Below are 26,147 nucleotides of genomic sequence, written 5' to 3'. Positions count from 1 at the left end.
AACTAACCATGACAGAAACAATAAGCCTCGTCGTTGAAACCAGCACCGTCATGCAGATATTGCTACTAGGCTTTCTGAGCTTTGCTTTTAGTATGGTATTGACGCCGTTGTACACCACCGTTGCGTACAAATACGAGTGGTGGAAGAAGCAACGAACAGAGGCAATGGGTGGCGTCAAGGCGCCTGTCTATGCCAAGCTGCATGCTGCCAAACACAAGCGCAACATTCCTAATATGGCTGGCATCGTTTTTGTTTTGGCGGTCACGTTCGTGACCCTTGTTGCCAACTTGGACAGGCAAGAGACTTGGCTACCGCTGGCCGGTATGCTAGGGGCTGCCACGGTTGGATTTATAGATGATTGGATGAATATTCGTGGCAGCAGTAAAGTTGCTGGTATGCGTGCCAAGGTAAAGTTCTTGCTGCATAGTACGGTGGGGCTTGTTGGTGGGTGGTGGTTTTATGCCAAGCTTGACGTTACCAGTCTGAATTTTGGCTTTGGCGATGTTATGCTGGGTGTCTTTGTTATTGTTTTGTTCTGGTTCGTAGTTATTGCGACGGCCAATGCGGTGAACATGTCTGATGGACTTGATGGGTTGGCTGGCGGGTTGTTGGCCTCTTCTTTCGGGGTCTATACCATTATCTGTGCCTTTCAACAGCAGTACGCTCTGGCAGGATTCTGTCTGGCTATTGTGGGAGCACTGCTGAGCTATACCTGGTTTAATATCTATCCGGCGCGTTTCTTTATGGGCGATATTGGGTCGTTTGCTATGGGTACCGCCCTGGGTATCATTGCTTTGCAGACAGATACTATCTACGTGCTGCCTATCATTGGCGCTGTGTATGTTGCAGAGACTGGCTCGGTTATCATCAACCGCACCTCGCGCAAATTGCGCCATGGCAAGAAGGTATTTCTATCGTCTCCTATCCACCACCACTTTGAAGCTATTGGCTGGCCCGAAACAAAAGTAACGATGCGCTTTTGGATACTGGGTCAGGTGTTCGGTGTCCTCGGTCTCATCTTGTACCTGCTTGGCAACAGTTAGGGGTACTAGATATGTTTGCGCGAACTACAGGAGGGCGTCGACGGCCAGCAGTTCTGGCGCGTGACAGTGGTACGCTGCAAAGGCGACACAAGCCAGACTATACACTGGTACTTATCAGCGCCTTGCTGTTGGCCGTGGGTTTGATTGTGGTATATGCCATTAGCCCCGGCCTGAGTGCCCAGAAGAATGTCGGCGAGAATTATTTTGTAACCAAGCAGCTAACAGCCATTGGCTTGGGGGTAGTGGCCTTTGCCATTGTGGCGGCGATTCCTCTGACAAAATGGCGCCAACTGCAACGACCACTGCTGGTGGCTGCGGTGTTGGCTACCCTTATTTCGCTGGTGCTGCCCGTCAGCGCCGAATATCCGGCACATCGTTGGATACGCTTTGGTGGCCTGTCGCTACAGTCGGTAGAGCTGGTAAAGCTTGGACTGGTTATCTGCCTGTCTGCATTTCTGGAGCAGCAAATTAGAAAGGGCGAGATAGGAAGCACCCAAAAAACACTCAAGCCGCTGATGTTCGTACTGGCAGTGGTTGGTGTAGTGGTTGCTATCGCCCAAAAGGACCTGGGGTCTACTGCGGTTGTTCTGGCTATGCTAGCTGCCATGTCATTTGTGGCGGGGCTGCCGCTCAAGCGCATTGCTCAAACCGGTGGAGTCGTGGTCATTGGTCTGGCACTGCTCATTCTGCCTTTTAGCTATCGCCGTGACCGGGTAAGCACCTTTCTGAACCCTGAGCGTGACTGTCAGAGTACGGGTTACCAGGCCTGTCAGGCGCTGATTGCAGTGGGCTCTGGGGGTATATTTGGTATTGGCTTGCAAAATAGCGGCCAAGCTTTTGGCTATCTTCCAGAGGCTGCCAACGATTCTATCTTTGCTATCATTGCAGAGAAGTTCGGCTTTATAGGGGCGACACTGTTGATTTGTCTGCTTATGGCCTTCTTTGTACGCATAAAAAACATTATGGAACGTACCACTGACGATTTTTCACGCCTGATCGTAGCTGGGGTGTTGGCTTGGCTCAGTACCCAGACAGTTATCAACATTGGGGCGATGATTGGTCTGCTGCCGCTCAAAGGTATTACATTGCCGTTTATTAGTTATGGTGGTACGAGCGTCATATTCGTGATGGCTGCCGTAGGGCTGGTGTTTAATATATCCCGGTACACTTCCTATGGGGTAAATACGGGAGGCGTCTCGACCGATCGACAGCCAGCTAGCGGCCGGCCAATCAGTCGCTACCGAGCTAGGAGCGAAGCCAATGCCTAAACGGATCCTACTGACCGGTGGAGGTACTGGTGGGCACATATCGCCACTATTGGCAGTGGCCCACCAGCTGAAAAAAGCCGACCCGGATTGTTACGTCATATACGCTGGTGAACGTAACGGACGGTTTGCACACATGACTGACGGAAACGCTGATATTGATAAAATAGTTACCATCTTTGCGGGCAAGTTCCGCAGGTATCATGGCGAGTCGTGGCTGCGCCGCTTGCTGGACCTGAAGACCATTGCCCTGAACATACGAGATGCCGTGTACATAGTGCTGGGCATTATCCAGGGCATCTTCCTGGTCAAGAAATTGCGGCCAGATGTAGTGCTTTTAAAGGGCGGCTTTGTAGGGGTGCCCATAGGGGTAGCCTCGGCTTTTTGGCGCAAGCCGTTTGTCACCCATGATTCCGACGCTATGCCAGGGCTGGCTAACCGGTTGGTGGCCAAGTGGGCTGTATATCATGCCACAGGCATGCCTGCCGAATTCTACACCTACCCACCAGAGAGCGTGAGGTATGTGGGTGTTCTGACCACTGCCGACTACAAGCCGGTAGATGCGCACCTGCAGGCACAGTACAAAAAAGAACTATCTCTGCCAGGGAAGAGCAGGGTACTTATGATAACAGGGGGTAGCACAGGTGCGCGTCGGTTGAACGACGGCATGCGACAGGTGGTGCCCGGGCTACTTCAGGACTATGCAGATCTTTTTGTTATTCACCAGGTAGGGAAGGGACAGGCAGATACTTATGGGGATTTCAGTCATGAGCGCCTGGAGGTGTTGGAATTTTTACAACCTTTATATCGGTACAGCGGTGCTGCGGACGTGGTGGTGACGCGAGCGGGCGCCAATGCACTGGCTGAGTTTGGGGTACAGGGCAAGGCTTGTGTGGTTGTGCCAAATCCCCTCCTAACAGGGGGCCACCAGCTCAAAAATGCCGAAAATCTGGTAAGGCATAATGCGGTGTTGGTTGTAGATGAGGCTGATTTTAAGAGAGACACTTCTGCTCTGGACGCGGCAATACGGAGTCTGTTGCAAGATCCTGAACGCCGTCAGAAATTGGCCAGCAAACTACAAGATATCAGCATACCTGATGCGTCCCGCAAGCTGGCACTGTTATTATTAGAAGTACAGACCAAATAAAACCCCCAATTAGCACTATGTTCCGCAAAAAACAAAAACCACAACCAGCCCAACGAAACGTTCGTGCCCAGCAATCGGCACAAGTCTTTTCATATTATGCCAGTCGCTCGTCAGAGCCGTCGGTTGGTCGGAATATGACTCCCAAGAAAACGGCTACGAGCCGTCGTGTAAACAAAGAGGCGCTGAAGTATGCACCTTCTATGGTTGCTGCTGTCGTCCTGCTGGTGTCGCTGGTGTATATGTCGACACTCAGTACGCTACCCAACGTACAGATACTGCGCAGCAGTGACCAAACATTGGTTGGAAACAGAGCGGTGTATGAAAAAGAAGCCCGGGATATACTGGCCCGGTCATTACTGAACAGTAGTAAGTTGACCATAGATACCACAAAGCTGGCGGCCGAACTGCGAGAAGCCTTTCCGGAGCTGGGTGATATTGCTGTTGTTATGCCGCTGATGGGCCGGCGGCTGGTAATACAGGCCCAGCCCGCTCAGCCGGCGCTGGTACTGGGGACGCGTAGTAGTGGTGCGTTTATCGTGGATGTGCATGGTCGTGCTATTGTAAAAGCCAGCGAGGTCGATAGCTCGACGCGTGACAGGCTGCCTCTCGTGCGTGATGAATCAGGTGTATCGCTAGAGCCTGGCAAATCCGCCCTGCCTAAGGAGGTGGTGCAATTTATTACCGATGTGTCAGCGCAGTTACGGGCCAAGAACATCCCTTTGGATAGCATGAGCCTGCCAGCCGCCCGAGAATTACGAGTCCGTCCCAAAGACAGGCCATATTACGTCAAGTTTGACACCCAAGGGGAGGGGAAGCTTCAGGCAGGGACGTTTATAGCGGTCAAGCAACGACTGGAAAAGGACAACGTCCTGCCAGCAGAGTACATAGATGTGCGGGTATCAGAAAAAGCCTTTTATAAGTAAGCAGTGAAGGTCCCCCGCTTTACCCCTCCCTCATGTTCGTAAAACGTTCAATATAAAAGTGCTGTGGAAGGCCGTGAAAAAACTATACAAAAATACAAAGTAGGGCAAAAGTCAAAAAAAGCAGAGCAGAGGAAGTAAAGGGGAATAATATATAAAACAAAGTAAATAGCGAAAAAGCAAATGTTTTCACGGCCGGGTGTGGAAAAGTCGTGGGAATGTCGGTAAATACAACAGAGCTTTCCGGTACAGCAAACGAGTGGCTGGACGGCCGCGGGGCTTAAACAGCGTTAGGTGTGTGCTTTAGGGCACGCATAAATGTAAACCGTAAGCCAAGTGCCATACTGCCTGTGCTTATCCCCTGCAGGAGGGGTATCGATAGTCGTCTATAAATCCTATATGTGAGTCGCAAAATATACATTGTGCGACGTCATGTGTATGTTTGGTTTTGGTTCGCTCGCCAATCACCCGCGGCTGTTTTGTGCCCTCTGCCCTTATGTTTGGCTTTGATTTTTATTGTCCCTGCCCGTTCTGCATGGCCTTTGAAAAATGCTGGCTGTTTTGTCTTGTCTTATAATTTCTCGAGCTGTATTTTTTATGAACACTTGTTCGGTTTTTGTATTTCTTTGTTCGTACTATGCTACTAGTAATGTTCGCTTTTTGTTTATAACTCTTGCTCTGTCTCCTGCTCTGCTTGGGCATTGAGCGCCGCAAGGTGCCTTGGACTCGCTGTGCGAGGTATTCGAAATGAGCTATGACTTCTGGGAGGCGTTTGGGGTCAAGGACTATTCTTTCCGGTGGACGAGAAGCCAGACCCGAACGATCGATTCGTTTCACGATAACTTCGTCTGCTGCTAGCCGGGCTAAGGTGCTATATACTGCAGTTCTTTTGTGGATGTGGGCGTTTACGAAATCAGCGGCCGTAAGGCCCTCTTCGCCTGCTTGAGCGAGTAGCTCTATGTATGGCTCTTCGTCACGGCCCAGAAACGTAGAGCCATTAGTGAGCTCCATCATGTTACTGGTGGTATCTTCTTGTTCGTGTCTTTCCATTACCGAAAGGCTTCCTTCCCCTCTTGCCACCGGGGCCTTTACCCTGCCATATGATAGGCTCTGGGTCCCATGGTGTATCAACCTCACGGTGAGGAGGTGACCATGGGATATCCAGAACTTACTCAGCGAGGGCGTAGGTAGCTTTGGCAACGCGCTTGAATTGCGGCTTGCCTTGTAGATTCAGAAGAATGGTTGTCTCTTTGACGTGACGACTCTTCAGGACTTCTTTAACGATCTCGTCGCGGTGCATAGGTTCGCTTGCGGTACGCAAGACTTCTTCTATGATGTCAGCAACGGTACCCTTTTCGTAGCCCCACTCTTTGAGGGCGTAGATACCACGACCAATCAGGACAAAGCGTTTGTCTTTGATGAGTTCGTTGTGGATAGCTTGGGTAGTTACGTCTTTGCGCTTGAAGTCTGAACCCTTGATGGCTTCAGAGATCTCGTTGAAGTGCATGTGCTGCCCTGCTTCGTGCAAGATAACGTAGATTTTGTCACGAATGTTCTTTGGGTTGACCATGGGCCACTTCACGAGGCCCCAGCGTCCGTTAAGGGTAGCAAGCTGCTTGCTAGTGCTAGCCAGAGCGGCTACGTGCTCAGCGTCTTCTTTACCGGCTGTCGTGGTGACATGCTCGATAGCGCTAGGTTCGCCGATATCTTTGATGGCGGCAATAATAGTCATGACGTGCTCTTTAATGGTCTTTTCGTCGTGAACTTCAGCTACGCCAACAGCGTGATGGAAGTGGTCGTTGTCTTCTACGACAGCCAGCTTAGGACTGAGCTCTGCCAAGAAAGAGATACGAGCCTGGTCTACGCGGCTGTTGTCTTTGGTAAGTCGTCCGCTGAGGTCGGTTACGCGGCCAACTTTGCCCATAGTGTTAACTTCGTCGAGCAAAAGGGTCTGTACTTCTTTGATATGCGGTAGTTGCCCAGCGTCAGCCATTGCCTTGAGACGAGCCATAACGGCCTTCTCGAGCTGCCGAACGCGCTCACGGGTAATACCAAGAAGCTCGCCGATTTGTTCGAGAGTTTCTTTGCGGTCGAACAAACCATAACGACGTGCAATAATCTCGCGTTCACGTTCGCGATCAATAGTGCCCAAAATGTCGGTAATGATCTTTTCGATCTGCAGCCGGTTTCGATTAGCTTCTGTCATTATTTACTTCCCTTACCCGGTCTGGGTAATCTCAAGTTTTAATATTATTGTAAAACAAATAGTCTGCTGAGTCAATACCCTTTGTAGATATAGCTATTGTATCACTAAATGGACGGTTATGCTTAAACTGTTGCATAGGAAGCTATAAGAGGTATATGTTGTATCTCTGTAAAATTGTGGATAAATATTCAACCTAAATCTGTTAGAGCGAATATTACTCTACAATTCGACTGTTCGTAAACGCTTATGCTTGTTATGTACAGCTCTGTAAAACAGATAGGTCTTAAATATAATAACAGCATATTACTTTTGTGTCAAATGCTTTTTTATAAAATCATGTTGGTATGACAGCAGGCGGGTGAACAGAGGGGAACAGAAAAAGGAGAGTTGCAGCCATAGGCCACATCCTTTTGCTGTACACATCCGCACCCACCTACTCGTCATACCGAGCCGACGAAGTCGACTAGCCGATGAAGACGACGATGTCGCCGTCGACGAGGAGGGCGGTCTTCTCGATGACCACGGCGTACTGGGTGACGACCAGGAGGTCGATGGCGACGAAGTAGCCATCGATCCAGGCGTAGCCCAGGCGGATCACGCTCTGCCGCTCGAACACCAGGGTGAGGCTGATCGACACGAGGTCGACCCGCGGCTGGTAGGCGGGGGCGTAGTACGTGGGGGTGTTGTAGGTGGCGGGGATGCTGGCGAGGGTGGTGATGCTCATGGTGCCGAAGCCTTTCGGTTGGCTGGACTGAGATTTCCTTCTAACTCGCGCAGTTTGACCTGCTTTTGCGAGTCCCCACGGCTAAAGCCACGGATGTGTCTGTTCTTGTGGTGACAGGAGCAGAATATTCTGTGCTCTTTGCTTACAAAAAGCCCACAATACTCCGCTCTGTCTGCCTGCTTGTCAATAATACGTTTTAGGGGTGAAAACCCATGTAAAACTATGTTATTTTAATAATAAAAACAGTATTTGTCAACTATTTCCTTCTCTGTTGCCTCTGTGGCTATAGCTTTTCGTCCTTTTGGACTCATCAGTACAAATCGCATTTGTAGAAGCTGTGACATGAAGTGGGAGGTATGAGGGGTTGTCGATGGATGATCCATCACCTCTACCACTTCATGACCTGGTACTCCAGGATTTGTAACTCTCTGTTGGCCAGTGTGTGCCTTAGGGCCCGCTGATAACACCGTCCCGGAAGAGGTTGTTGTCAGTCTTCTTGCCACCGATCCACGTCTCGTCGCCGAACGCACCCACCAGGACGAAAAAGGTGGTGAGGTAGCTGGCGAGTAGGCTGATGACGATGGTGCCGAACACGCCCGTGTCGATGGGACCACCTTCGGGGGAGCTGGAGACGAAGCCGGCGATTATGCAGCCCAACACGAACAGCACAGCTGCGACGATCCCGAAGGCTGCCATCAGGTGTCCCAGGAACTGACTTTCACCGAAGTCGGCATCTTCGACATGGATGGTGCCCATGAGGAGCACGTAGGCGATCACCACACCGATAATGCCGGATATGACGCCAGCGCTGAATAGGTCACCATGAGGTGCCCTGGACAATTCCTGGGTTCCGTAGGCGGCAAACCAACAGATCGGGAAAAGCAGCGCGCCCAAGCCGAGCGTGGCGAGTGTCATGCGACGGAACGTCAGCATGCTGAACATGATTCCTCCAAGAGGCCTCGAGGGTTATTTGTGAGTGCAGAAACGAATCACTCGCAAAATATTATAGCACTAATGTCAAAGAAGTTTTACAGCTTTTCGTCCTCTTGGACTCATCAGTATGACTCTTGCAGTGTTGGCTGCACATTCATAGAAACTGTGTGGGCGTGAAGTGGGAGGTATGAGGGGTTGTCGATGGATGATCCATCACCTCTACCACTTCACGTCCTGGACCCTCCAGGTATCATGCACGGCGGCGTGTTGCCTTGTCCTAGGGCCAGCCCTCAGGCTTGGACGACTCGGCTCAGCCAGCTGTCGATGGTCAGGTCACCAGGCCGGTCTGCCCAGAAGTACAGCACCAGGGACAGCAACAGGTTGGTCACCAGCAGGCCAGCGAGGAGGCTACCGGAGTAGCTGCCGAAGGTGGCCCAGTGGAACGGGACAGAACCGTTGGACACGTTGTTGGGGATGTCGGTCCCAGCCATGAGGGCGCCCATGAAGGACGGCAGGATCAGGACAACAGCTCCCCAGCCAGCGCACTCGTTTGCGAGATGCTTGACGAATCCGGGATTGCCGTACACCGACTTGGGGCCGTAGATGGTCGCGATCATGATGATGGCCGCGGCGATGATGCCGAGGGTACCGCAGATTGCGCTGGGCAGGAACAGGCTGGTGTGGTCGACACGCGGGCCGTCGTCGCTCCAGTAGCCGAAGTTCCAGCTGAGCCAGAGCGTGATGCCGATGAGCGTCACGATGATGCCGGCCATGAGGCCGAGGGTTCGATTGGAAAGCATGGGGTTTCTCCCAGGGGTGCTTGGGGGTCCATTTCCATTTGACGAGTGTGGAAAATCACTCAAGTGTATTATAGTATAAAATTAGCTAAAAGTCAATGATTTTACTTCTTAGCGGCACGCTTGCCGAAGCGCTTTTTGGCGGGTGCTTCGTCCAGTATTTTTTTGGCGTCTGTCTCTGTTAGCTTTGTGGCGTCTGTTTCTTTGGGGATACGGGCGTTCTTCGTGCCATCTGTTACGTACGGACCATAGGGGCCGTTCAGTATCTTGATCTTGCCGAAGTCGGCTATGTGCCTCTCTGCCTCTTGTTTGAGCTTGGCAGCGTATAGTTCTCGGGCTTCTTCCTCGGTAATCTTCATAGGGTCGTGACCTTTGATGGACACAAACAGCTTGCCTATCTGGATATACGGGCCGTAGCGGCCGATGTTGGATTTTATCTCCTCGCCCTGCTCTGTCGTGCCGACGGTGCGTGGAAGCTTGAACATCTCGAGTGCTTGCTCTAATGTGACGTCCTCTAGGTCTACGCCTTCTGGAAGCGGTGCAAAGTCTGGTTTTTCTTCGCTTTCGGTTTCTCCCCGTTGGAGCATTGGTCCAAAGCGGCCATAACGAGCGATAATAGGCTTGCTGCTCTTGGGGTCTGGGCCAAGTACGCGTGCCTGAGAAGTTTCTTCGCGGCTGACGTTCTCGCCTTCTTTCACGAGGGCGTGGAAATCTTTATAAAACTCTTTGAGCATGTCTTCCCATTTGCGCTTGCCGTCAGCAATGGCGTCAAAGTCTTCTTCGACGGTGGCAGTAAAATCATAGTCGACAACTGAAGCGAAGTGCCTAACCAAGAAGTCGGTAGTTACATCTGCCGCAGAGGTGGGAGTGAGTTTGCTGCGATCTGCCCCATGTACCTCTGTTTGTTCGTCGCGCAGGACGGCGCCTTTCAGGAGTGCTAGGTGTACTACTGTCCGTTCTTCTCCCTGCAAGTCGCCCTTTTCTACGTAGCCACGGGTCTGGATGGTGCTGATGGTTGGCGCGTAGGTGCTTGGGCGACCGATGCCCAGCTCTTCGAGCTTGCGCACCAGGCCGGCCTCGCCATAGCGGGCTGGCGGGCGGCTAAAGGTCTGATGGGCCTCTGCGGCTTGCAGCGCTAGCTTCTCGCCTACTTGTACTGGTGGCAACAGGACATCTTCTTTGCCGCCGCCGTACACCTTGAACCAACCGTCGAATTTGACGATCTCGCCTTTGCCCAAGAATTGTTCTGTGCGGTCGCTGACATCTATAAGTATTTCGGTGCGGTCTATCTGGGCGGGGGCCATTTGGCTAGCCAGGGCGCGGCGCCAGATAAGGTCGTATAGCTTCTTTTGCTGGGGATCATCGCCAGCGGCTACCTTGCGGAAGTCTGTGGGGCGAATGGCTTCGTGGGCCTCTTGGGCGGCCTTGTCTTTGGTCTTGTATTGGCGAACCTGATGATACTGGGCACCGTATTCTTTGGTGATGTAGTCTTCGGCTGCCTTTATAGCCAGGCCGGACAGGATGGTACTGTCGGTACGCATGTAAGTGATATGACCGTTTTCGTATAAACGCTGAGCTAGAGTCATGGTTTGTTTGACGCTATAGCCCAAGCGACGGGCGGCTTCTTGCTGTAGGACAGAGGTAGTAAAGGGGGCGCCCGGGTTGCGCGTGCCGGGTTTGGTGGCGACGTCTTTGACGGTAAAGGTAGCGCCTGCGCAGGCTTGCAGGAAGGCTTCGGCCTTCTCTTCGTCTACGATCTTATCTGTTAATTCTGCCGGTAGCTCGGCTTTCTCTGGGGTATGGAATGTGGCAGTAACCTTGAAGCTGCTCTGTGTCTGGAAGTCTTTTATCTCGCGCTCGCGCTCGACAATGAGGCGGACGGCTACCGACTGGACGCGACCAGCACTGAGGCCCGGACGGACCTTTTTCCAGAGGACGGGGCTGAGTTCGTACCCTACTAGACGGTCTAGGATGCGTCGAGCTTGCTGAGCGTCTACTAGATTCATGTCTACGGTGCGGGGGTTTTCTATGGCTGCCTCTATGGCGGACTTGGTAATTTCGTGGAAGACAATGCGTTTGGTTTTCTTGGGGTCTAGTTTGAGAGCCTCGCATAAATGCCAGGCTATAGCCTCCCCTTCGCGGTCTTCGTCGCTTGCCAGCCAGACTTCGGCGCCTTTGAGGGCTTTTTTGAGTTCGGCAACGACCTTCTTCTTTTCTGGACTGATTTCGTAGGTGGGTGCAAAATTTTTGGCAATATCTATAGACATGCCTTTTTTAGGCAGGTCACGGATGTGTCCAAAGCTGCTTTTGACCGAGTAATCCTTGCCAAGATATTTCTCTATGGTCTTGGCCTTGGCCGGACTTTCTACAATAACGAGATTTTTTGCCATGTGCTTACGCTTAGTGTACTGATTATTTGAGTTACAGCAAGTAACACTACTACGTTACGGTATGTAAAAGCAAATTCCGTTTACATATTAGCCAGTTTGAAACCGGCCCAGATGCCTATAAGTGAACCCAGGGTGCCAAGGGCTAGTGACCACAGGCCTAGAAAGTTTCCATGGTCTAGCATGGTACCCAGCAAGCCCCCTACGGTACTGCCGACACCTAGGCCAATCCAGACCATTGTTTTGGTTTCCATATATCAAATTGTACTCGCTTTTCGTCCTCTTGGACTCATCAGTATGAGTTTTGCGAAAGGTATCGCACATTCATAGAAGCGGGTACAGGACTGGCAGGAGGTATTAAAGAATGCACCAAGGGTGCGGTCTGTGTGGTCGCTGACTGCCAGGAGCCTGTAAAAGTTTGATGATGTATGAAGGGGCGGCCTGGTGGCAGCCGGCTGTTGCGCCAAAGGCACGAACGAGCCGGCTACCACCGAAGACCTACGCCGGCGACTAGGCCGAGCGGCTCTGCTTGTACTTGTTCCAGCCGAAGGCCGCAGCAGCTGCGACCACGATGACACCGATGACGTAACCCATGTTGTTTCCCCCCTTTCGAGGTTTTTGAGGGACTGAGATCTGGGAGATCAGGACTTCGGGGGCTCGCAGGCGTGCTTGCTGTGCAAGACACGGTGGATGTCGTTGGCGACCAATCGAAGCTCCGGACTTTCCTTGAAGCCGTCCAGGTCGAGCCTAACGGTGACGAATCCCTTGGGGTCACCACCGTGGAAGTCGAAACGTGCGGAGGGATAGTTCCTGGACAACTCGGTCTGGGTTGCGCTCCAGGTGGGTCCGCTGAAATCGGCATCCGCAGGGTAGCAGTCGGTCACCGTGAATTCGGCGATGTAACTGGCGCGTTCGGCCGGTCCATGGCTGTAGACCACGGTGCTGATTTTGTCGACCTCGATCCTGTCGTTATGGGTCACCCACAGGGTGAGTCCCACGCCGAGGAAGAAGCAGACGAGCGCGGACCCGATCCAGACAATGGGTCGGACCCGGCGGAGCTCTTGGGGAAAGCTGGTGACGGGGGCAGAAGACACGGGCATTCCTTTCGATGGTGCACGGAGCACAAGACGGGTTTATTTGGGATAGCACAGCATTGACTGCTGCTGTCCTATCCCAAATAAACCGTCTCACCGAAGAAACGCTTCTCATACATCTATCAAAAAAACAAACGTCAGCCGTAAGACGTACGTTAGCCTGCATTTATATCATATTTATGATTATAAAGCCATGTGTATTTTTATGTGGTGGCCCAATGACCAGCGCCCACGGAACGGATCTTGCCAGCTAGTTCCAGCATCGTGAGTGTTTGATTAAATAGAGCCGGGTCTAGTCCACTCTGGATCTGGAGCTGGGTCATATCGGTTGTGCCTTGTTGGAGCAGGTCTAAGATAATTGACTCTGTTTCGTCCGCGGGGAGGCGGAGTTGTCTGAGGGTGGGTTCTATGCCAAGCGCATAGAAAATATCTGACACAGCCGTGACGGGAATGGCCCCTGTTTTGACCAGGTTGTTCGTGCCCCGTGATAACTCGCTGGTGATGTTACCAGGTACTGCCAGGATGGTTTTGCCCTGCTCTAGCGCAAAGGCTGCGGTGTGTAGGCTGCCACTCTTCTCTGCTGCCTCTGGTATCAGGACGGCATCTGCCAGTCCGGCAATAAGGCGATTGCGAGCAATAAACTGGTGCTTCATGGGCGGGGTATCGTCGGCATATTCGCTTACCAGGACGTTGCCTGCCTGTAATATGCTCTGCGCCAGGTGGGTATGGCTGCGTGGATAGATGCTACTGAGGGCCGTCGGCAAAATGGCAATAGTCCGTCCCCCGGCATCCAGGGCTGCCTGGTGGGCCAGGCTATCAACGCCAATGGCCAGCCCACTGACAATAACAATGCCCCGTTCGGCCAGTTCCTGGGCCAATCTAAGGGTGACCGCCCGACCGTAGGGACTGACCCGGCGACTGCCCACAATAGCAATACAAGGGGCCTGCAAAAAACTTTTTAGAGGTCCCTGTATATAGAGCTGTTTTGGTGGTGGTATAACAGAGGTAATCCTGTCCGGAAGTGCGGATTCCTCAAGCGTAACCATGTTGACTTTTTTCATAAAAGGTGTTGACAAATATAATATTTTTGGTAAAATGACAATTTGTAATTACTGTAATGGTAAATTACGCACCTTATACCCCCTATTCTAACAGTTCTGTGTTTACACAGAATGTTTTGTTAGATTGTTTTAGAACGTGCTGATTATGAGTTGTTACCCTCCACTTATTCTTGGCGTTGCTTACTGGCTTGCCGGCGGGCGGCGTTCTAAAACAAACTAACCCCTTTAACTAGCCCCTTAGGATCTTTCGAGAATCTAAGGGTCCCCGTTTCAAAGTGAGTATGCAAGTATGGCCTTTCGAGGCCGGCGCGAGTCTTTATGGAGTTTTGGACATCGACGCTTCGCTGGGGTGGGTTGAAGGGTGGTTGGGAGCAACTTCGGTTGTTCCCTAAAATCGGGTCTTCGAGTGGTGCCCACCCCCTCTCGGAGGCCCGTTTTTAGTTACGGCCAGGTGCCCAGTCGCGCTAGCGCGACCCCGGAACTTCGCGATTGGCAACAAGTTGCCATCGGAAGGTTCCCTTGCAACATGCCACAGGCATGTCTCACCCTCTGCGGGCTCTTTTTAGTTAATTTTAGGAGGAGATGATTTCCCCTCCTAGCGCGCCGAGGAACAAGTTCTCGGGCTTTCCTCTTGTGCAAACCCATTGATAAAGCAAGTACTTTTGGGATTTACTCCCAAAAGTACTTATCCGTTTTCAGGAAGAGCAGCCGGAGAAAATGGAGCACATTTTCCCCGCGCGATGAGAGACCCGCTCGGGGTCTCTCATGTTGTGAGAGGTTTTTGGCTGTTTTTAAGCGGGGTTTATGATATTTTTTGGATATGAGTAACAGATCACTCGCACGAAGGCTCAGAAACGATCATGTGGCGCACACGCCTCGTATTTACGAGGCATTTGTCCATATCGACAGGCGGCAATTTGTGCCGCTTTTTCATAAGGCCCAGGCCTACTACGACCAGGCACTGCCTATTGGCCACCACCAGACTATCTCGCAGCCCTACACTGTGGGCTTTATGCTGGAACTGCTGCGGCCCGAGACGGGCAATAAGGTGCTGGATGTGGGCTCGGGTTCTGGGTGGACCTCGGCGTTATTGGCTTATATTGTGGGGCCTCAGGGCGTAGTCCACGGGGTGGAACGAATCCCCGAACTGGTAGACAAGAGTCGCAAGGCCGTCGCCAAGTTCAACATGTCCCATTTGCACATGCATGAGTGTGCGTCAGGGGTGATGGGCCTGCCCGAGGAGGCACCGTTCGATCGGATTTTGGTATCGGCGGCGGCTCAAGAGGTTCCGCAAGAGTTATTAGATCAGCTGGCAGCGCCAGGAGTGTTGGTTATGCCGATTGGGCATGCCTTGGTACAAGTTATAAAAGATGAGCATGGTCAGGTGCACACTGAGACCTACGAAGGTTTCTTGTTTGTGCCACTCATGGCCCCATAAAAGAATTTACGACCCGGGTACCAAAATCATGCTGGCAGCATGACATGATACCCGGGCCTGGGTGTAGAGAGTGGGCGTCCCGAAGGACTAGTTGCCCGACTCGGCTTCCTGCGGCTGGGTCGCCGGGATCGCCGGGATGGCGTCGGTGACCGGGGCGGTCGCGATGCCGAGCTGGGCCTTGATCTCGTCCAGACGGGTCGTGGCTTCGGCGTCCATGGTCGCGGCCTCGACCTCGAGCATGTGGACCTCGACGGAGTCGGCGTTGAGCTCGGCGGCGCCCTTGGCCTTGGCGTAGCGCGCCTCGATCTTGTCGCGGACCTCGTTGAGCGTGGGCACGTCTTGGCCGACCGTCTCGGACAGCGACGACATGGCCTTGTTCATGGTTTCCTGCATCTTGGCCTGGTCCAGCTGCGACAGCAGCTTCTGACGCTCGGCCAGCTTTTGCTGGAGGGCCATGGCGTTCTGCGAGACGGCCTTCTTGGCCTGGTCGGCTGCGCCGGTCGCCTGCAGCTGCATGGTCTTGAGGTCGGCGACCTCCTTCTCGAGCTGGATCAGCCGGGTGGCGAAGGTCTGCGCGGTGTTGGTGTACTGCGACGCCCTGGCCTCGTCACCCGCCACGGCAGCCTGATCGGCCATCTTGACGGCCTGGACGGCGTTGGTGTTGACCTTCTCGAGCTCGTCCATGGTGCGGTTGAGCCGCATCTCGGTCTGCTTCTGATGGGCGATGACGTTGGCCGCCTGCTCCTTCAGCCGCCGCTGCTGGTCCTGGGCCTCGATGAGAGCCTGTTCCAGCTGGACCTTGGGGTCCGCGTTCTCGCTGAACGACGAGGACAGCTTGGCCGTCAGGTACTTCCACCACTTGCGGAAGAGCTTCAACATCGGTGTTGACCTTCTCTCTGGGATGTTCGATGACTGTCGGATGACAATCAGACCGGAAAACTATACCATCTTTTTATTTATAAGTCTAGCGCTTTTATCTGGGTGCTTAAGGGGTGATATCGATCACTTGGCGGGTGTCATGTGGCAGCTGATTACTAAATATATACTCGGTCAAAATGCTGATAACTTCTTTGGTCAGAGCCGGGATATGGGCTTTTTCTTCTTTGGAGAATTTGGCTAGGACAAAGTCGGCGCTGTCCATTTTGTCTTGGGCGGGGCCAATACCCACGCGTACGCGGTTGAAGTCTGGGCCCACATGTTGTATGAGTGACTTGATACCGTTGTTGCCGGCCGAGCCGCCCCCTACACGGGTACGAATCTGGCCAAATGCTACATCTAGTTCGTCGTGCACCACAATGACGTCTTGGACTGGGATTTTATAAAAGTGGGTGGCCTTTTGGACGGCCTCGCCGCTGAGGTTCATGAAGGTTGTGGGCTTGATTATAAGGACGCGCGTATCGCCCAGGACCTTGCTGGTTAGCAGACACTTGAGGTCTTTTTTGTCTGTCCAAGGTTCGAATTCCTGGCTGTTGGCAAAGGCGTCGACGCTGGCAAAGCCAATGTTATGACGGCTACCGTCGTACTGCTTGCCACTATTGCCAAGGCCGACGACCAGGACGGTTTTATTCATACCGATGGTAAAGAGGGGTTGCTCTTGCCGGGTCGCGAAAGGGTTTCTCTGAAATAACGCCATTCCTGTAAGTTTGGCACTGCGCCGCCTGGGATGCAAGCGTATGCGTTAAAGAAAGGATCTAATCTTTTGTGGGGCTGCGACCGTGTTTGTGGGTCTCGTGTTTTTCAAAGAACCAGAAGCGGATCGGTGTGCCTTCGAACCCGTAGGCCTCGCGCAGTCGGCGGTCCATGAAACGTTTGTAGCTCCAGTGCAAATACTTGGTATGCGACCCATATACTTTGAAGTTGGTGGGATTCTCTTTTTCTTGGACTATGTAGTTCAGCTTGGGGGCGCGGTTTTTGAGCCCGGCTGGTGGGTGTTCGTCAGTAATCTGTTGGAGCCAGCGGTTGAGTTCGGTAGTCTTGATGGGTGTCTGGCGCTTTTGGACGATATCTAGGACGAGGTCGAACAGCTTGGTGACATTCTGCCCGGTAATAGAGCTGGTAAAGATCAGTGGTGCCCATGGCACAAAGGCATAGTTATGGGCTATCTGCGGGGCAAGCGCGTCGCGGGTATAGGCGTCTTTATGCACGCTGTCCCATTTGCTGACCACCAGTATGAGCCCCTTGCCTGCCTCTTTGATGAGCCCGGCAATTTTTTGGTCGAGTGCAACATTGAGCTCGTTGGCATCCATGAGCATGAGGGCTACGTCGGCTTGCTCGATAGCAGCGAGGGCTCTGACGACACTGAAGCGCTCTATGCCCTGGCCTATCTTGCCTGACCGGCGGATACCGGCGGTGTCCATGATTTCTATCTCTCTACTTTGGTATCGGACAGTTGCGCGGTTGACGTCGCGGGTGGTGCCTGCCCTGTCCGCCACGATGGCCTGCTGCTTTTTGGCGAGCGAGTTAAACATAGCTGACTTACCAACGTTGGGGCGGCCCAGGATAGCCAGATGGACCCGGTCGTCGGCCTCGTGCAGGGTTGCTTTGGGTATCTGGGCTACCAGAGTCTCTAGCAAGTCCTCGATGCCCCGGTTTTGGGTGGTGCTGGTTAGTAGAATGGGTTTGATGCCCAGCCGCTGAAAATCTTCGGGTATAACCTTGGGTTTTTTGTCTATTTTGTTGACTACCAAAAAGACTGGCTTGCGGCTCTTCAGCGCCAGCTTGGCGACCCGGCGGTCTTCTTCGCTAATAATAGTGTTGGCCTCTATGACGACCCAGATGATGTCAGCGCTGTCGGCGGCCTGGAGGATCTGCTCTTGGATGGTAAACTCGAACTCGTCTTCGGCATCTTTCATGCCGGCCGTGTCAACCAGCCAGAAATGTTGGTCCCGGTATATAGCCTTGGCCGTGATACTGTCGCGCGTTGTACCGGCCTCGCGCGCCACAATAGCCTCTCGGCGGTTGAGGATGGCGTTAAACAGGCTGGATTTGCCAACGTTGGCTCGTCCGACTATGGCGACAATAGGCAATTTCTTCACTCCATCTATCCTAACAGAGAAAACAGCGTCAAACAAAGCGGGTTACTTATGCTTTGACCGTGAAAAGTATTTAGGTAGTATTGACATTATGCCTAGACAAGCTCTGGAAAGTTCTCTGGAAGAGCCCTTGGACGTAGAGACATGCGCCCTTGAGTTGCTCATGCCGGGAAAGGTCGTTGAAGAGTCGCTGGACTTGGTGCGCTCTACCCGCGCCGTCTTGGGTGATGGTGATCGGTACCTGGGCAGTATCGCCGTAGACTTCTTGGAGCTGGAGCCACGATTTGAGGGGATGAGACAGGACTTGCAGCCTCAAAAAATAAACAAAAACAAAGGTGGACAATCGAGAAAGCCGAATAAATCACGTTCTGGCAACCCTGCCAAACGAGCTGCAGCCGTTCCAGGGGCCACAGGGCCACAGGTTTCTTACGTTGGCCACCACTATAGATTGGAAGAAGTTATACGCATTGCTCGGTTGACCACAAGGAGCTATGACTACCAGATTGCTTTAGGGCATGCTCTGGTGGGTGATACGGATATGCTTGAAAATCTTGAGTCATGGGGTGATGACACTATGCCAACCGATATGAGCGAGCAGCAGCAGATTGTCGCCTCTCGCTTTGAAAAGTATATGGCCGAGGCAGAACCATTTGACCTGCATAGTTTGGTTGATTTGTACCCTGTTCAGCGCGTAGGGGTTATGCGGGCGGCCTGGGGAAGCGGAATGGCTCGGATAGACATAGCCGAAGAGTATATGGCTGCTTTCTGCCTGTCGCGTCTTAAGGGTGTCTTTGACCGGAGAAACGTTGTAGAGGCGTTCAACAGAGACCGCTTACTGAGCCAGTGGAGGATTGGTATAGATGCTATCCCCACCCTGTCGCGGGAGCCGGCTGATCTACAGCGACGTACTACCCTTGTCCGTAAAATAGGCGCGGCAGTTCCGGTTGTGTTTGAAAATAGGGTAAAACCCGGACCAACTGATAGCAAGCTGCGTGATACCCGCAGGGAGCTGATTGTAGCCCTGGCCCGCTATGACGCGCTAGCAGATACCTGGGAAGCTGGTGATGCTAAAATGGTGGAACTCTTTGAGCCCCACAAGGCTGCCCTCCAGGAGGCTGCCGACCCCTTTATCGTAGAGCTACGGGAATTGCCCGACAGGCACAAAGAATTGGCTGAGCCTTGGCTGCAGATGCCAGAAGACGATGATCGAAACGCGACAGTTGCTGAGAGTGCTCAGTTCTTGGACCGACTATTGCCTGACATAGACCGAATACGGGCTACGGGCATGATATCGATAGTGACTCACTTGCGGGACGCAGCCCTAGCAGAGGACGAGGCGGTGGCCAAAGAAGGTCGCATGAGTTTCTTGAGGGCCATAGATTACGAGATTAAGTTGCAGCGAGAGTACGATGACGCTGCTGCTGTCATTGCTAATCATTCAGCAGAAGTACCGAAGGATGCGGTGCGTCAGTCGCCCCTCTGGGACGCGGTAGACTCGGTCTTAGTCCACTGGGATGATGTGCAAGATCTGCTGACTTACCATACGGGCGGCGAGCAGATGCGTACGGCCCTGAGAACAGTGAGGTCTTGGTTGGAGCATGCACAGAGCTTGGTCCAGAGTTACGAAGCTGAGAAGTAACTGTTATACAGATGTGGTTTTTCCGGAAGCCAACGCTCCCAGTGCATAGGAGCCAAAGTGGGTTCGGTGGAGCTTGAAGACCTTGTAGCCAAGGGCTGCGAAGGTACGACGGATTTGGCGGTTGCGCCCCTCGTGCATGGTGACTTTTAGGCTGCTTCCCTTTATGACTCGTGCCTCGAATGAGCTGGGTCCATCGTCCAGCATGACACCGGTGGTCATGAGCTTGGTCAGGTCGGCTTTGGTGGGTTCTTGGTTCAGCTGTACCTCGTAGATTTTGGTTTTTTGGTGACTGGGGTGAGTCAAGTCCTGGGCAAGTCGACCGTCGTTGGTAAGCAGCAGCAGACCAGAGGAATCTTTGTCTAGACGGCCCACTGGTTTTAGGCGCTGATAGTCCGGCGGCAAGAGGTTGTATATGGTCTGGCTGCCCTGCCCGTCGCGTGAGCACACAAAACCGACGGGCTTATGGAGCATGATGGTAGTAGTGTGCTCTGGTATGGCGAGCGGTTGGTCGTCCAGGGTGACTGTTTGGCCTTCTTGGACACGCTGACCCAATTCTGCGTGTTGACTTCCTAGCTTGACTCGTCCGTTGGCAATAGCCGTGTCGGCAGCACGACGCGACATACCGGTAGCGAGGGCTAGGTATTTGTTAAGTCTCATATCCTAGAGTTTAGAGCGCAATTGAGTTGGGGTCTACCCCAGTTGGTCCGCCACCGGGTTGAATAACATTGCCAGGGGCATGGTTGTCTGGGGCTTTATTGGGCGCCGCTGGTGTAACAGTTTCGCCGCCGGGGGCTACTACTGACGTGGCTGGAGGCGGAGATACTGAAGAAGCCTGTTGCTCTTTCTCGAGCAGTTTGTTCAGGTCGGGACCTTGAGTGGTGATATCGTTCAGCGGCTTTATAACTTTTTTGCCGGCAATGGACATACTGCCGCCACTGCTGGTGCCTGAGGTGGTGGTGTCTACGGCTTGCGGGGCTGACGGGGTATCTTTCTTGTCGAATATGTCGTTTACGGTGTGTGCCAGATTAGCGGCGTCGGCTGCGGCCTGGACTGTTGGGCCTGGGGTTGGTTCCTCTGGCTGGGGCGATGGGTTTTCTATTGGTGGCGTAGGGGCTGTAGGTTCGGGTGGTGTGACAGGGACTGGGGGCTCTGCCGGTGGTGTGGGGTTAGGTGTGGGCGTCACTGCGGGCGGTGCCTGAGTAGGCAGGTTGTTGATAAATTGGTTGATCTGGTCGTCTACGGCTTTTTCTTCGCTGGCCGCGGTCTGGGCTTGTGCCGGATCGATCGTAGGCGCTGCCACAGGGGGCTCAGAAGTAGTAGCCGCCGGTGTTACGGGCGGCTCGGGTGGCGTTGGAGGGGTTGGTGGTTCGGCCGGTGGAGAGGGCGCCGGTGGTATGGGAGGATCGGCGGCGGGCGGCTCTACTGGTGGCGTAGGGTCTGGCGCGGGTGTTACGGGCACCGGTGTAACTGCTGGAGCGGCAGGTGGTGGCGTTGGAGGATTGTTGGCTGGCATGTCTACTGAGGCCACTAGTTTAGCGGCAGGTGGTGTGGAGTCTTCGCCGTTCAGGACCTCGCGGGCTACTTTGGCGACATCTTCTAGGGTAACCTGGGATTTTACCAGGTATCGGTCTGCGCCAAGCTTGTCTGCTCGAGATTTATCTTCTGCCTGGCTGAGGGCTGTCATCATAATAACCTTGGCGTTCTTGGTTTCTGGGGTAGAACGCAGGATATCTAGCATGTCGAAGCCGCTTATTTTGGGCATCATGACGTCAGATATGATAAGATCTGGCTTTTCTTTTACGGCCATTGCCAGCGCTTCTTCGCCGTCTTTTGCGGAAACAATCTCGTAGCCTTCGGCGAGCAGACGCGCTTCGTATATTTCGCGTAGGTTATTGTCGTCTTCGACGAGCATAATTTTTGGCATACGGCTTTTTTCCTCTGTTATTTAGCTAAGTAATGCTTATCCTTTTCATTGTACCATGTGTGTTTTTGAAGGTCAGTGCTGGGTTGAGTTGTCGAGGGGACTGGTGTTGGCCTGGGCTTGTGCCTCGAGGGTTTGGAGCTCGGAGGCTTTTTGGCTGTCAATACGAGGCAGGTTTATATAGAAGCTGCTGCCCTGCCCTAGCTCGCTCTCTGCCCAGATGCGGCCCTTGTAGAGTTCGACTATCTTGCGGCAAATGAATAACCCTAGACCGGTACCGCCGACGGTGCGGGTGGCCGAGTTGTCTACCCGGTAGAACTTTTGGAACAGATGCGGGACGTCGTTTGCAGGAATGCCTGGGCCAGTGTCGCGGATGAAAAACTGGACAACCTGTTGGTTGCCGGTTAGCCCGACAGAGATCTTGCCCGAAGGCGTGTATTTGACGGCGTTGTCGAACAGATTGGTGATAACCTCGCGCAGGCGGTCCGGGTCAACATGCACAAAATATAGGGGTTTTATAACCTTACCCGTGGATAGTTCGGCGGCCTCGTTGCCGGCCCCTACGGTGAAGTCCATAAGCAGTCCTTTTTTCTCTGCTGCAAACCGTAGGCTGTCGACCAACTGCTCTAGGTAAGCTCCCATCTCTACAGCCTGAGGATGGCTGACCAGGCGTCCGTCCTCTGCTTTTGCGCTGGTCAGCAGATCTTGGAATAGCTTACCGAGGTGCTCGGTGCTGGCATGGGCTTTTTCCAGGAAGCTCCGAGCTTTGGCGTCTACCTGGCTGACCTGGGCATTGAGTGCTAGCGCCAAGTAGCCCTCTATGGCGGCTACGGGGGTGCGCATTTCGTGGCTGGCTGTCGATATAAACTCGCTGCGTTGTTGCTCTTCGCGCTTTTGTTTGTCAACATCACGGAGCACCACAATGACACCTACTACTTTTTTGAGGGTGCCCGCGGCTGCCCTTTCTTCTTGGAAGATGGGCGAGGCTGTGATGTCTACGTAGATCTGCCGGCCGTCCCGCGTTTTGACCAAGCTGACTTGTTGCTGCGGCTGTCCGGTGCTGGCACTCAGGGGTATTATCAGAGATTCCTGTGTGGCTTCAGGCGTTGGGTTGGTTGATTTTTCCTCGGGCTTTACGAGCTGCAGCAAAACCTCATACTGCAAGTTTTGGGCGTCTTCTTTGGTCCAGCCTAGCATCTTGGCACAGCTGGCGTTGACAACCTGCACAATGCCTTCGGTATTGATAACCATGACACCATCGGCAATTGACTCGAGTATGAGGCTGACCGTGGTGCGCTCTTGCTTGATAAGGTTGGTCAGGCTAGCTAGCGCCTTGGTATCTACGGCCTGCACGTATTTTTTGTGAAACACAAACCATCCTGCGCTGCCAGCTACACCAGACAGGCTGACCAAGATCATTTCTATGACATGTCCGCTGGGATCATGAACAAGGTGCCCTGAGCCCAAGGATCCGATAATCAGGAGTGTGAACGCCAGAGAGAAAGTGAGGCCCACAACCAACGTGCCAACCATGGCCGCCAAGAACATAAAGATCATGAGCAGTATATGGTAAGGCATATGTGCGGGCGTGTCGGCATTGACCAACAGCGACAATATGATTCCGGTTATGAGGACGCTCGGCGCATGTATTCGCCATAGCTGATACTTTTTGTCCAGCCACCAGACAAATCCGGCAAGGTAGACCAGCTGGAACAAAGCCAGGCCAGCGACAAGCGACGTGACACCCCAGGGAGCTCCCACAATACCTGCGCCGTGGGAATGGATGCCACCTTCCAGAGCCTGAGGTACGGCATCGGACAGAAATCTAGTGTAGACAAAGACGCCTATGAGCAATAGGTCAAAAACAGCCAGGCTAGCCTGGAAACGTTGGAGCCAAGAACGAGGGACGTGATTCATGTTTTGCTATCTACCACCATACAAACATCTTATGCTTTGATGTTCAGTATAAGCCAAATAAGGTGATAAGGGTAATTTACGTGGGCTTCTGGTGTGTATAAAAATGAGGGGAGACGTGCGGTAAGTTTATAGAGGTAGATGGACGGTGAAAGTCCAGGTACATATGCTTATCGCACGGCGCTTCCCTCGAGGGTTCCAGTGCTGCCTGCCGGGTGGCGGACGCATGGGCTGCCCCGAGGGGTTGTTCATCGGCGGGTTAGCGTGGTGTGGTGGTTGGCCCGCTGCGAACGGCATGTTCGCTGACGATGGCCAGCTTGGCTCGCTGGTAGAGGAGCTTGGCTTCCATGATGGTTGCCGGGATCGAACGGAGCAACATGAATGCCACGACGACCCAGCCGCAGATCGCGAACGTATCAACGAAGCCGGGATCGGGCTCGGTTCCCTTGGGGATCCAGACGGTAACGTCCAGACTCACCCAGACTGCGGCGGCGAGGGCGCCCAGGAGCAGGATGAACTGTAGGAAGGCCCATCGCCACTTGGCGGCGGATTCGTCGCGCAGGCGCTCGGATGCGAGAGGAAGTGTCATGGTTACCTCGAATTGTGAAGGACAACGGTCCTGTCGGATGGTTGATGAACTATGTATTTATAACATTTTATCATAATTAAGTCAATTTATTTCTCGACATTCCCTCTCTGTTGTGGTAGTATACTTCTCGAATTTCATCGTTCATGGCCTCATGCTTTGTATGAGCCGCAAATTTCTTGCCTACTCGATATTTGGCCTCATCGTCTAACGGTTAGGACACCAGGTTCTCATCCTGGCAATCGGGGTTCGATTCCCCGTGAGGTCACCAAGTAAAACGCCCACCAATGCGTGGGCTTTTTACTTGGCTATTTCTTTGGGCATCGAACTTTTACTGCATGTTTGCCAGTCGTAATCCAGTTTTTAAGCTTCTTTTCGATTCTCGCGTCCATGCCAAACGCGAATAATAACAACAATGTCATCTGCGAGGAAGTAACGCAGTACATAAAAACCAGCCCCAAATGGAATAAATATTTCACGTCTCCCTGTGCCGTCTGCCATGGGACGCCCTAGTCGTGGCGACTGCTCAAGCAGTGAGCTGCCTCGCAAGATTACTTGAGCTGCTTTTGCGGCCGTCTCCTCATTTTTGTCGAACAAGAAATTGTATAGGCGATCAATATCACCAAGAGCGCGTTCGCGCCAGACTATTTTTGCCTTGGCCATGCTGTCTTCTTGCCGTCTGCGAGTTCCGTAAGCCAAGACGTAACTGTTTCGTTATCGATGGCCTTACCGGTAAGTAGATAATCTTCATATTCTGCTAAGTCTTCCGCTTTCTCGCGTTCAAAGCGTTCTTCCTCGGCGAGGTATCGTTGTAGTGCATCGCGCACTAACCAGTGTGCAGACCTATCGCGCTGCTGTGCCAGTGCCTTTAGGCGATTATTGGTTTCATCATCTAGCTTTATGGCTTGGGTTGCCGACATAACTATTTCTCCTGACTAAGTACTATGTAAACCTTCGTATACTATTATATACCTAATACTTTCAAATTTTAAATCCATCTCCTCCAAATCGTCAAGCAAGATTTCGATCCTACTCACCCTATGATTCACCATGAAAAGTCCCGAACGTCAAATTCGGGCTTTTTCATTTGTTACGTCGATTGCTATCATGACAGTATGACGAAAATTGTTGTTACTCAGCCTTTAGATTTGTCAAAAGAACAAAAGACTAAGCTTAACAGCTTGGGGACTGTGACATTCTATGATGATATAGCAGTAACACCAGAAGAATGGCTCAGGCGCTGCGCTGGCTTCGATGTTGTATGTTCAGGAATAACGGGGCTCCGAGAGAGTTATAGCGGACTAAGTGATGTGCTTGTCACGGTACCTTTCGTTGGGGTGAGTAGCTTTGCAGATTCGGAAATACTCGCGTCAAGAAAGATCACCCTTTGTAATAGCCCTGGCAGTAATCGTCATGCTGTTTCGGAATGGATCATTTTTATGGTGCTCGAGACTACGCGCAAGTTCATGCACTATATAAATACAACAGAAGAACCCACTACCCCAACGCCTGTTCGCTCGCCTGGCTTAGCCGATAAGAATATAACAATTCTGGGTTGTGGCAATATCGGCAAGCGCGTTGGCTCGGTATGCAAGGCCTTGGATATGGATGTACAGTATTTTAAGCGAGGCGATACTTTGGTCGAAAAAGTTAAGGATGCCGACATAGTCGTAGATACCCTCAGTGCTAATCCTACTACCAAAGGATTACTGGATCAGAGGTTCTTTCAGTCACTCAAGACCGGCGCCGCATTTATCTCTGTAACCGTAGATGCTACGGTTGATTTTGACGCAATGCTTGATGCGCTTGATAGCAACAGGCTGGCTGTAGTAGCTTTTGATGTTATGAATGCAAAGCCTGGTGACATCACGAATCCACTATATTTGAAATTACAAACGCATCCCAAAGTGCTCGCCACTCCATGCATCGCTTCATACAGCACTACTACCAGCAGAATTGGCAATGATATGATGATCGCCAATATTGAGGCATGGTTAGCGAATGGTCCAATTCATGTTTTTGAAGGCTAGACACAGCGTG

At 52.6% G+C, this 26,147-nt stretch carries 25 protein-coding genes and 1 tRNA gene; 8 read left to right on the top strand and 18 right to left on the bottom strand.

Going from position 1 to position 26,147, the window contains the following annotated elements:
* Positions 1-8 precede the first annotated feature (8 nt).
* From mraY to VK694_06910, 4 genes are read left to right on the top strand one after another with little or no spacing between them, the layout of a single operon-like run.
* Entirely contained in the window at positions 9-1,043 is a 1,035-nt protein-coding gene (gene mraY / locus VK694_06925; protein ID HTE58450.1) for a phospho-N-acetylmuramoyl-pentapeptide-transferase, read from the top strand.
* A gap of 11 nt (positions 1,044-1,054) precedes the next feature.
* A complete protein-coding gene (locus VK694_06920; GenBank protein ID HTE58449.1) occupies positions 1,055-2,311 on the top strand; it encodes a putative peptidoglycan glycosyltransferase FtsW in 1,257 nt (418 codons plus the stop codon).
* Positions 2,304-3,455, top strand: coding sequence for a glycosyltransferase (locus VK694_06915; GenBank protein HTE58448.1), 1,152 nt, complete (start codon positions 2,304-2,306; stop codon positions 3,453-3,455). Before VK694_06920 ends, VK694_06915 begins: the two co-directional genes overlap by 8 nt.
* 17 nt (positions 3,456-3,472) lie before the next feature.
* Positions 3,473-4,378: a hypothetical protein gene (locus VK694_06910; protein ID HTE58447.1), complete on the top strand. Its 906-nt coding sequence runs from the start codon at positions 3,473-3,475 to the stop codon at positions 4,376-4,378.
* Positions 4,379-4,888: 510 nt separating this feature from the next.
* On the opposite strand, the gene VK694_06905 is transcribed toward VK694_06910, so the two are convergent.
* From VK694_06905 to dprA, 9 genes are all read right to left on the bottom strand, one after another.
* Positions 4,889-5,425, bottom strand: a complete 537-nt coding sequence (locus VK694_06905) for a hypothetical protein (GenBank protein ID HTE58446.1) — start codon at positions 5,423-5,425, stop codon at positions 4,889-4,891.
* A 118-nt stretch (positions 5,426-5,543) separates the two neighbouring features.
* Positions 5,544-6,581: a sigma factor-like helix-turn-helix DNA-binding protein gene (locus VK694_06900; protein HTE58445.1), complete on the bottom strand. Its 1,038-nt coding sequence runs from the start codon at positions 6,579-6,581 to the stop codon at positions 5,544-5,546.
* Positions 6,582-7,044: 463 nt separating this feature from the next.
* Entirely contained in the window at positions 7,045-7,305 is a 261-nt protein-coding gene (locus VK694_06895) for a hypothetical protein (protein ID HTE58444.1), read from the bottom strand.
* Positions 7,306-7,752: 447 nt separating this feature from the next.
* Positions 7,753-8,247 (bottom strand): hypothetical protein, encoded by a 495-nt coding sequence (locus tag VK694_06890; protein HTE58443.1) that lies wholly within the window; start codon positions 8,245-8,247, stop codon positions 7,753-7,755.
* Between the two features lie 281 nt (positions 8,248-8,528).
* The gene (locus VK694_06885; protein ID HTE58442.1) at positions 8,529-9,038 is read right to left on the bottom strand and encodes a hypothetical protein; all 510 of its coding nucleotides are present in this window, start codon (positions 9,036-9,038) and stop codon (positions 8,529-8,531) included.
* 101 nt (positions 9,039-9,139) lie between these two features.
* Positions 9,140-11,425 carry a type I DNA topoisomerase gene (topA, locus tag VK694_06880; GenBank protein ID HTE58441.1) on the bottom strand — a complete coding sequence of 762 codons (2,286 nt, stop codon included), beginning with the start codon at positions 11,423-11,425 and terminating at the stop codon, positions 9,140-9,142.
* 80 nt (positions 11,426-11,505) lie between these two features.
* Positions 11,506-11,676: a hypothetical protein gene (locus tag VK694_06875; protein ID HTE58440.1), complete on the bottom strand. Its 171-nt coding sequence runs from the start codon at positions 11,674-11,676 to the stop codon at positions 11,506-11,508.
* Between the two features lie 387 nt (positions 11,677-12,063).
* On the bottom strand, positions 12,064-12,516 hold the full coding sequence (locus VK694_06870; protein HTE58439.1) for a hypothetical protein: 453 nt from the start codon (positions 12,514-12,516) through the stop codon (positions 12,064-12,066).
* Between the two features lie 203 nt (positions 12,517-12,719).
* Complete coding sequence (dprA, locus tag VK694_06865; GenBank protein ID HTE58438.1) at positions 12,720-13,577, bottom strand: DNA-processing protein DprA; 858 nt, start codon at positions 13,575-13,577, stop codon at positions 12,720-12,722.
* An 820-nt stretch (positions 13,578-14,397) separates the two neighbouring features.
* On the opposite strand from dprA, the gene VK694_06860 reads away from it, so the two are divergent.
* The gene (locus VK694_06860) at positions 14,398-15,015 is read left to right on the top strand and encodes a protein-L-isoaspartate(D-aspartate) O-methyltransferase (protein HTE58437.1); all 618 of its coding nucleotides are present in this window, start codon (positions 14,398-14,400) and stop codon (positions 15,013-15,015) included.
* Positions 15,016-15,102: 87 nt separating this feature from the next.
* Here VK694_06860 and VK694_06855 read toward each other — a convergent pair whose 3' ends face one another.
* The 3 genes from VK694_06855 to der all read right to left on the bottom strand — a co-directional run bounded on the left by VK694_06855 (position 15,103) and on the right by der (position 18,050).
* Positions 15,103-15,894, bottom strand: a complete 792-nt coding sequence (locus VK694_06855; GenBank protein ID HTE58436.1) for a PspA/IM30 family protein — start codon at positions 15,892-15,894, stop codon at positions 15,103-15,105.
* Positions 15,895-16,000: 106 nt separating this feature from the next.
* Positions 16,001-16,585 carry an aminoacyl-tRNA hydrolase gene (pth, locus tag VK694_06850; protein HTE58435.1) on the bottom strand — a complete coding sequence of 195 codons (585 nt, stop codon included), beginning with the start codon at positions 16,583-16,585 and terminating at the stop codon, positions 16,001-16,003.
* Positions 16,586-16,706: 121 nt separating this feature from the next.
* A complete protein-coding gene (der, locus tag VK694_06845) occupies positions 16,707-18,050 on the bottom strand; it encodes a ribosome biogenesis GTPase Der (GenBank protein ID HTE58434.1) in 1,344 nt (447 codons plus the stop codon).
* An 88-nt stretch (positions 18,051-18,138) separates the two neighbouring features.
* Here der and VK694_06840 point away from each other — a divergent pair, with 88 nt between their 5' ends.
* On the top strand, positions 18,139-19,686 hold the full coding sequence (locus VK694_06840) for a hypothetical protein (GenBank protein HTE58433.1): 1,548 nt from the start codon (positions 18,139-18,141) through the stop codon (positions 19,684-19,686).
* A gap of 3 nt (positions 19,687-19,689) precedes the next feature.
* On the opposite strand, the gene VK694_06835 is transcribed toward VK694_06840, so the two are convergent.
* The 4 genes from VK694_06835 to VK694_06820 all read right to left on the bottom strand — a co-directional run bounded on the left by VK694_06835 (position 19,690) and on the right by VK694_06820 (position 24,110).
* Positions 19,690-20,343, bottom strand: coding sequence for a pseudouridine synthase (locus tag VK694_06835; protein ID HTE58432.1), 654 nt, complete (start codon positions 20,341-20,343; stop codon positions 19,690-19,692).
* Positions 20,344-20,353: 10 nt separating this feature from the next.
* On the bottom strand, positions 20,354-21,610 hold the full coding sequence (locus VK694_06830) for a response regulator (protein ID HTE58431.1): 1,257 nt from the start codon (positions 21,608-21,610) through the stop codon (positions 20,354-20,356).
* 72 nt (positions 21,611-21,682) lie between these two features.
* Positions 21,683-23,524 carry an ATP-binding protein gene (locus tag VK694_06825; GenBank protein HTE58430.1) on the bottom strand — a complete coding sequence of 614 codons (1,842 nt, stop codon included), beginning with the start codon at positions 23,522-23,524 and terminating at the stop codon, positions 21,683-21,685.
* Positions 23,525-23,780: 256 nt separating this feature from the next.
* Positions 23,781-24,110 carry a hypothetical protein gene (locus VK694_06820; GenBank protein HTE58429.1) on the bottom strand — a complete coding sequence of 110 codons (330 nt, stop codon included), beginning with the start codon at positions 24,108-24,110 and terminating at the stop codon, positions 23,781-23,783.
* Positions 24,111-24,303: 193 nt separating this feature from the next.
* On the opposite strand from VK694_06820, the gene VK694_06815 reads away from it, so the two are divergent.
* Positions 24,304-24,378 (top strand) — tRNA-Glu (locus tag VK694_06815).
* A 92-nt stretch (positions 24,379-24,470) separates the two neighbouring features.
* Here VK694_06815 and VK694_06810 read toward each other — a convergent pair.
* Together VK694_06810 and VK694_06805 are read right to left on the bottom strand one after the other, a co-directional pair.
* Complete coding sequence (locus VK694_06810; GenBank protein ID HTE58428.1) at positions 24,471-24,770, bottom strand: type II toxin-antitoxin system RelE/ParE family toxin; 300 nt, start codon at positions 24,768-24,770, stop codon at positions 24,471-24,473.
* Entirely contained in the window at positions 24,752-25,027 is a 276-nt protein-coding gene (locus tag VK694_06805; GenBank protein HTE58427.1) for a ribbon-helix-helix protein, CopG family, read from the bottom strand. The genes VK694_06810 and VK694_06805 overlap by 19 nt, the downstream gene beginning before the upstream one ends.
* Before the next feature lie 195 nt (positions 25,028-25,222).
* Here VK694_06805 and VK694_06800 point away from each other — a divergent pair, with 195 nt between their 5' ends.
* Complete coding sequence (locus VK694_06800; GenBank protein HTE58426.1) at positions 25,223-26,137, top strand: NAD(P)-dependent oxidoreductase; 915 nt, start codon at positions 25,223-25,225, stop codon at positions 26,135-26,137.
* The last annotated feature ends 10 nt before the right edge of the window (positions 26,138-26,147 follow it).

Source organism: Verrucomicrobiia bacterium (assembly GCA_035489575.1).
Lineage (GTDB): Bacteria > Patescibacteriota > Saccharimonadia > Saccharimonadales > JAGQNK01 > DATHJY01.
Note: the sequence above shows the minus strand (reverse complement) of the source record. Positions and strands in the feature narration are given on the sequence as shown.

What these genes read in the sequence shown, in the direction of transcription:
- VK694_06875 (HTE58440.1), bottom strand. Translation starts at nt 11,676, where the DNA reads ATGGAAACCAAAACAATGGTCTGGATTGGCCTAGGTGTCGGCAGTACC.
- topA (HTE58441.1), bottom strand. Translation starts at nt 11,425, where the DNA reads ATGGCAAAAAATCTCGTTATTGTAGAAAGTCCGGCCAAGGCCAAGACC.
- VK694_06860 (HTE58437.1), top strand. Translation starts at nt 14,398, where the DNA reads ATGAGTAACAGATCACTCGCACGAAGGCTCAGAAACGATCATGTGGCG.
- VK694_06900 (HTE58445.1), bottom strand. Translation starts at nt 6,581, where the DNA reads ATGACAGAAGCTAATCGAAACCGGCTGCAGATCGAAAAGATCATTACC.
- VK694_06835 (HTE58432.1), bottom strand. Translation starts at nt 20,343, where the DNA reads ATGAGACTTAACAAATACCTAGCCCTCGCTACCGGTATGTCGCGTCGT.
- VK694_06820 (HTE58429.1), bottom strand. Translation starts at nt 24,110, where the DNA reads ATGACACTTCCTCTCGCATCCGAGCGCCTGCGCGACGAATCCGCCGCC.
- VK694_06810 (HTE58428.1), bottom strand. Translation starts at nt 24,770, where the DNA reads ATGGCCAAGGCAAAAATAGTCTGGCGCGAACGCGCTCTTGGTGATATT.
- VK694_06920 (HTE58449.1), top strand. Translation starts at nt 1,055, where the DNA reads ATGTTTGCGCGAACTACAGGAGGGCGTCGACGGCCAGCAGTTCTGGCG.
- VK694_06800 (HTE58426.1), top strand. Translation starts at nt 25,223, where the DNA reads ATGACGAAAATTGTTGTTACTCAGCCTTTAGATTTGTCAAAAGAACAA.
- VK694_06825 (HTE58430.1), bottom strand. Translation starts at nt 23,524, where the DNA reads ATGAATCACGTCCCTCGTTCTTGGCTCCAACGTTTCCAGGCTAGCCTG.
- VK694_06885 (HTE58442.1), bottom strand. Translation starts at nt 9,038, where the DNA reads ATGCTTTCCAATCGAACCCTCGGCCTCATGGCCGGCATCATCGTGACG.
- mraY (HTE58450.1), top strand. Translation starts at nt 9, where the DNA reads ATGACAGAAACAATAAGCCTCGTCGTTGAAACCAGCACCGTCATGCAG.
- dprA (HTE58438.1), bottom strand. Translation starts at nt 13,577, where the DNA reads ATGAAAAAAGTCAACATGGTTACGCTTGAGGAATCCGCACTTCCGGAC.
- VK694_06830 (HTE58431.1), bottom strand. Translation starts at nt 21,610, where the DNA reads ATGCCAAAAATTATGCTCGTCGAAGACGACAATAACCTACGCGAAATA.
- VK694_06855 (HTE58436.1), bottom strand. Translation starts at nt 15,894, where the DNA reads ATGTTGAAGCTCTTCCGCAAGTGGTGGAAGTACCTGACGGCCAAGCTG.
- VK694_06840 (HTE58433.1), top strand. Translation starts at nt 18,139, where the DNA reads ATGCCTAGACAAGCTCTGGAAAGTTCTCTGGAAGAGCCCTTGGACGTA.
- VK694_06915 (HTE58448.1), top strand. Translation starts at nt 2,304, where the DNA reads ATGCCTAAACGGATCCTACTGACCGGTGGAGGTACTGGTGGGCACATA.
- VK694_06890 (HTE58443.1), bottom strand. Translation starts at nt 8,247, where the DNA reads ATGTTCAGCATGCTGACGTTCCGTCGCATGACACTCGCCACGCTCGGC.
- pth (HTE58435.1), bottom strand. Translation starts at nt 16,585, where the DNA reads ATGAATAAAACCGTCCTGGTCGTCGGCCTTGGCAATAGTGGCAAGCAG.
- VK694_06895 (HTE58444.1), bottom strand. Translation starts at nt 7,305, where the DNA reads ATGAGCATCACCACCCTCGCCAGCATCCCCGCCACCTACAACACCCCC.
- VK694_06905 (HTE58446.1), bottom strand. Translation starts at nt 5,425, where the DNA reads ATGGAAAGACACGAACAAGAAGATACCACCAGTAACATGATGGAGCTC.
- VK694_06910 (HTE58447.1), top strand. Translation starts at nt 3,473, where the DNA reads ATGTTCCGCAAAAAACAAAAACCACAACCAGCCCAACGAAACGTTCGT.
- VK694_06805 (HTE58427.1), bottom strand. Translation starts at nt 25,027, where the DNA reads ATGTCGGCAACCCAAGCCATAAAGCTAGATGATGAAACCAATAATCGC.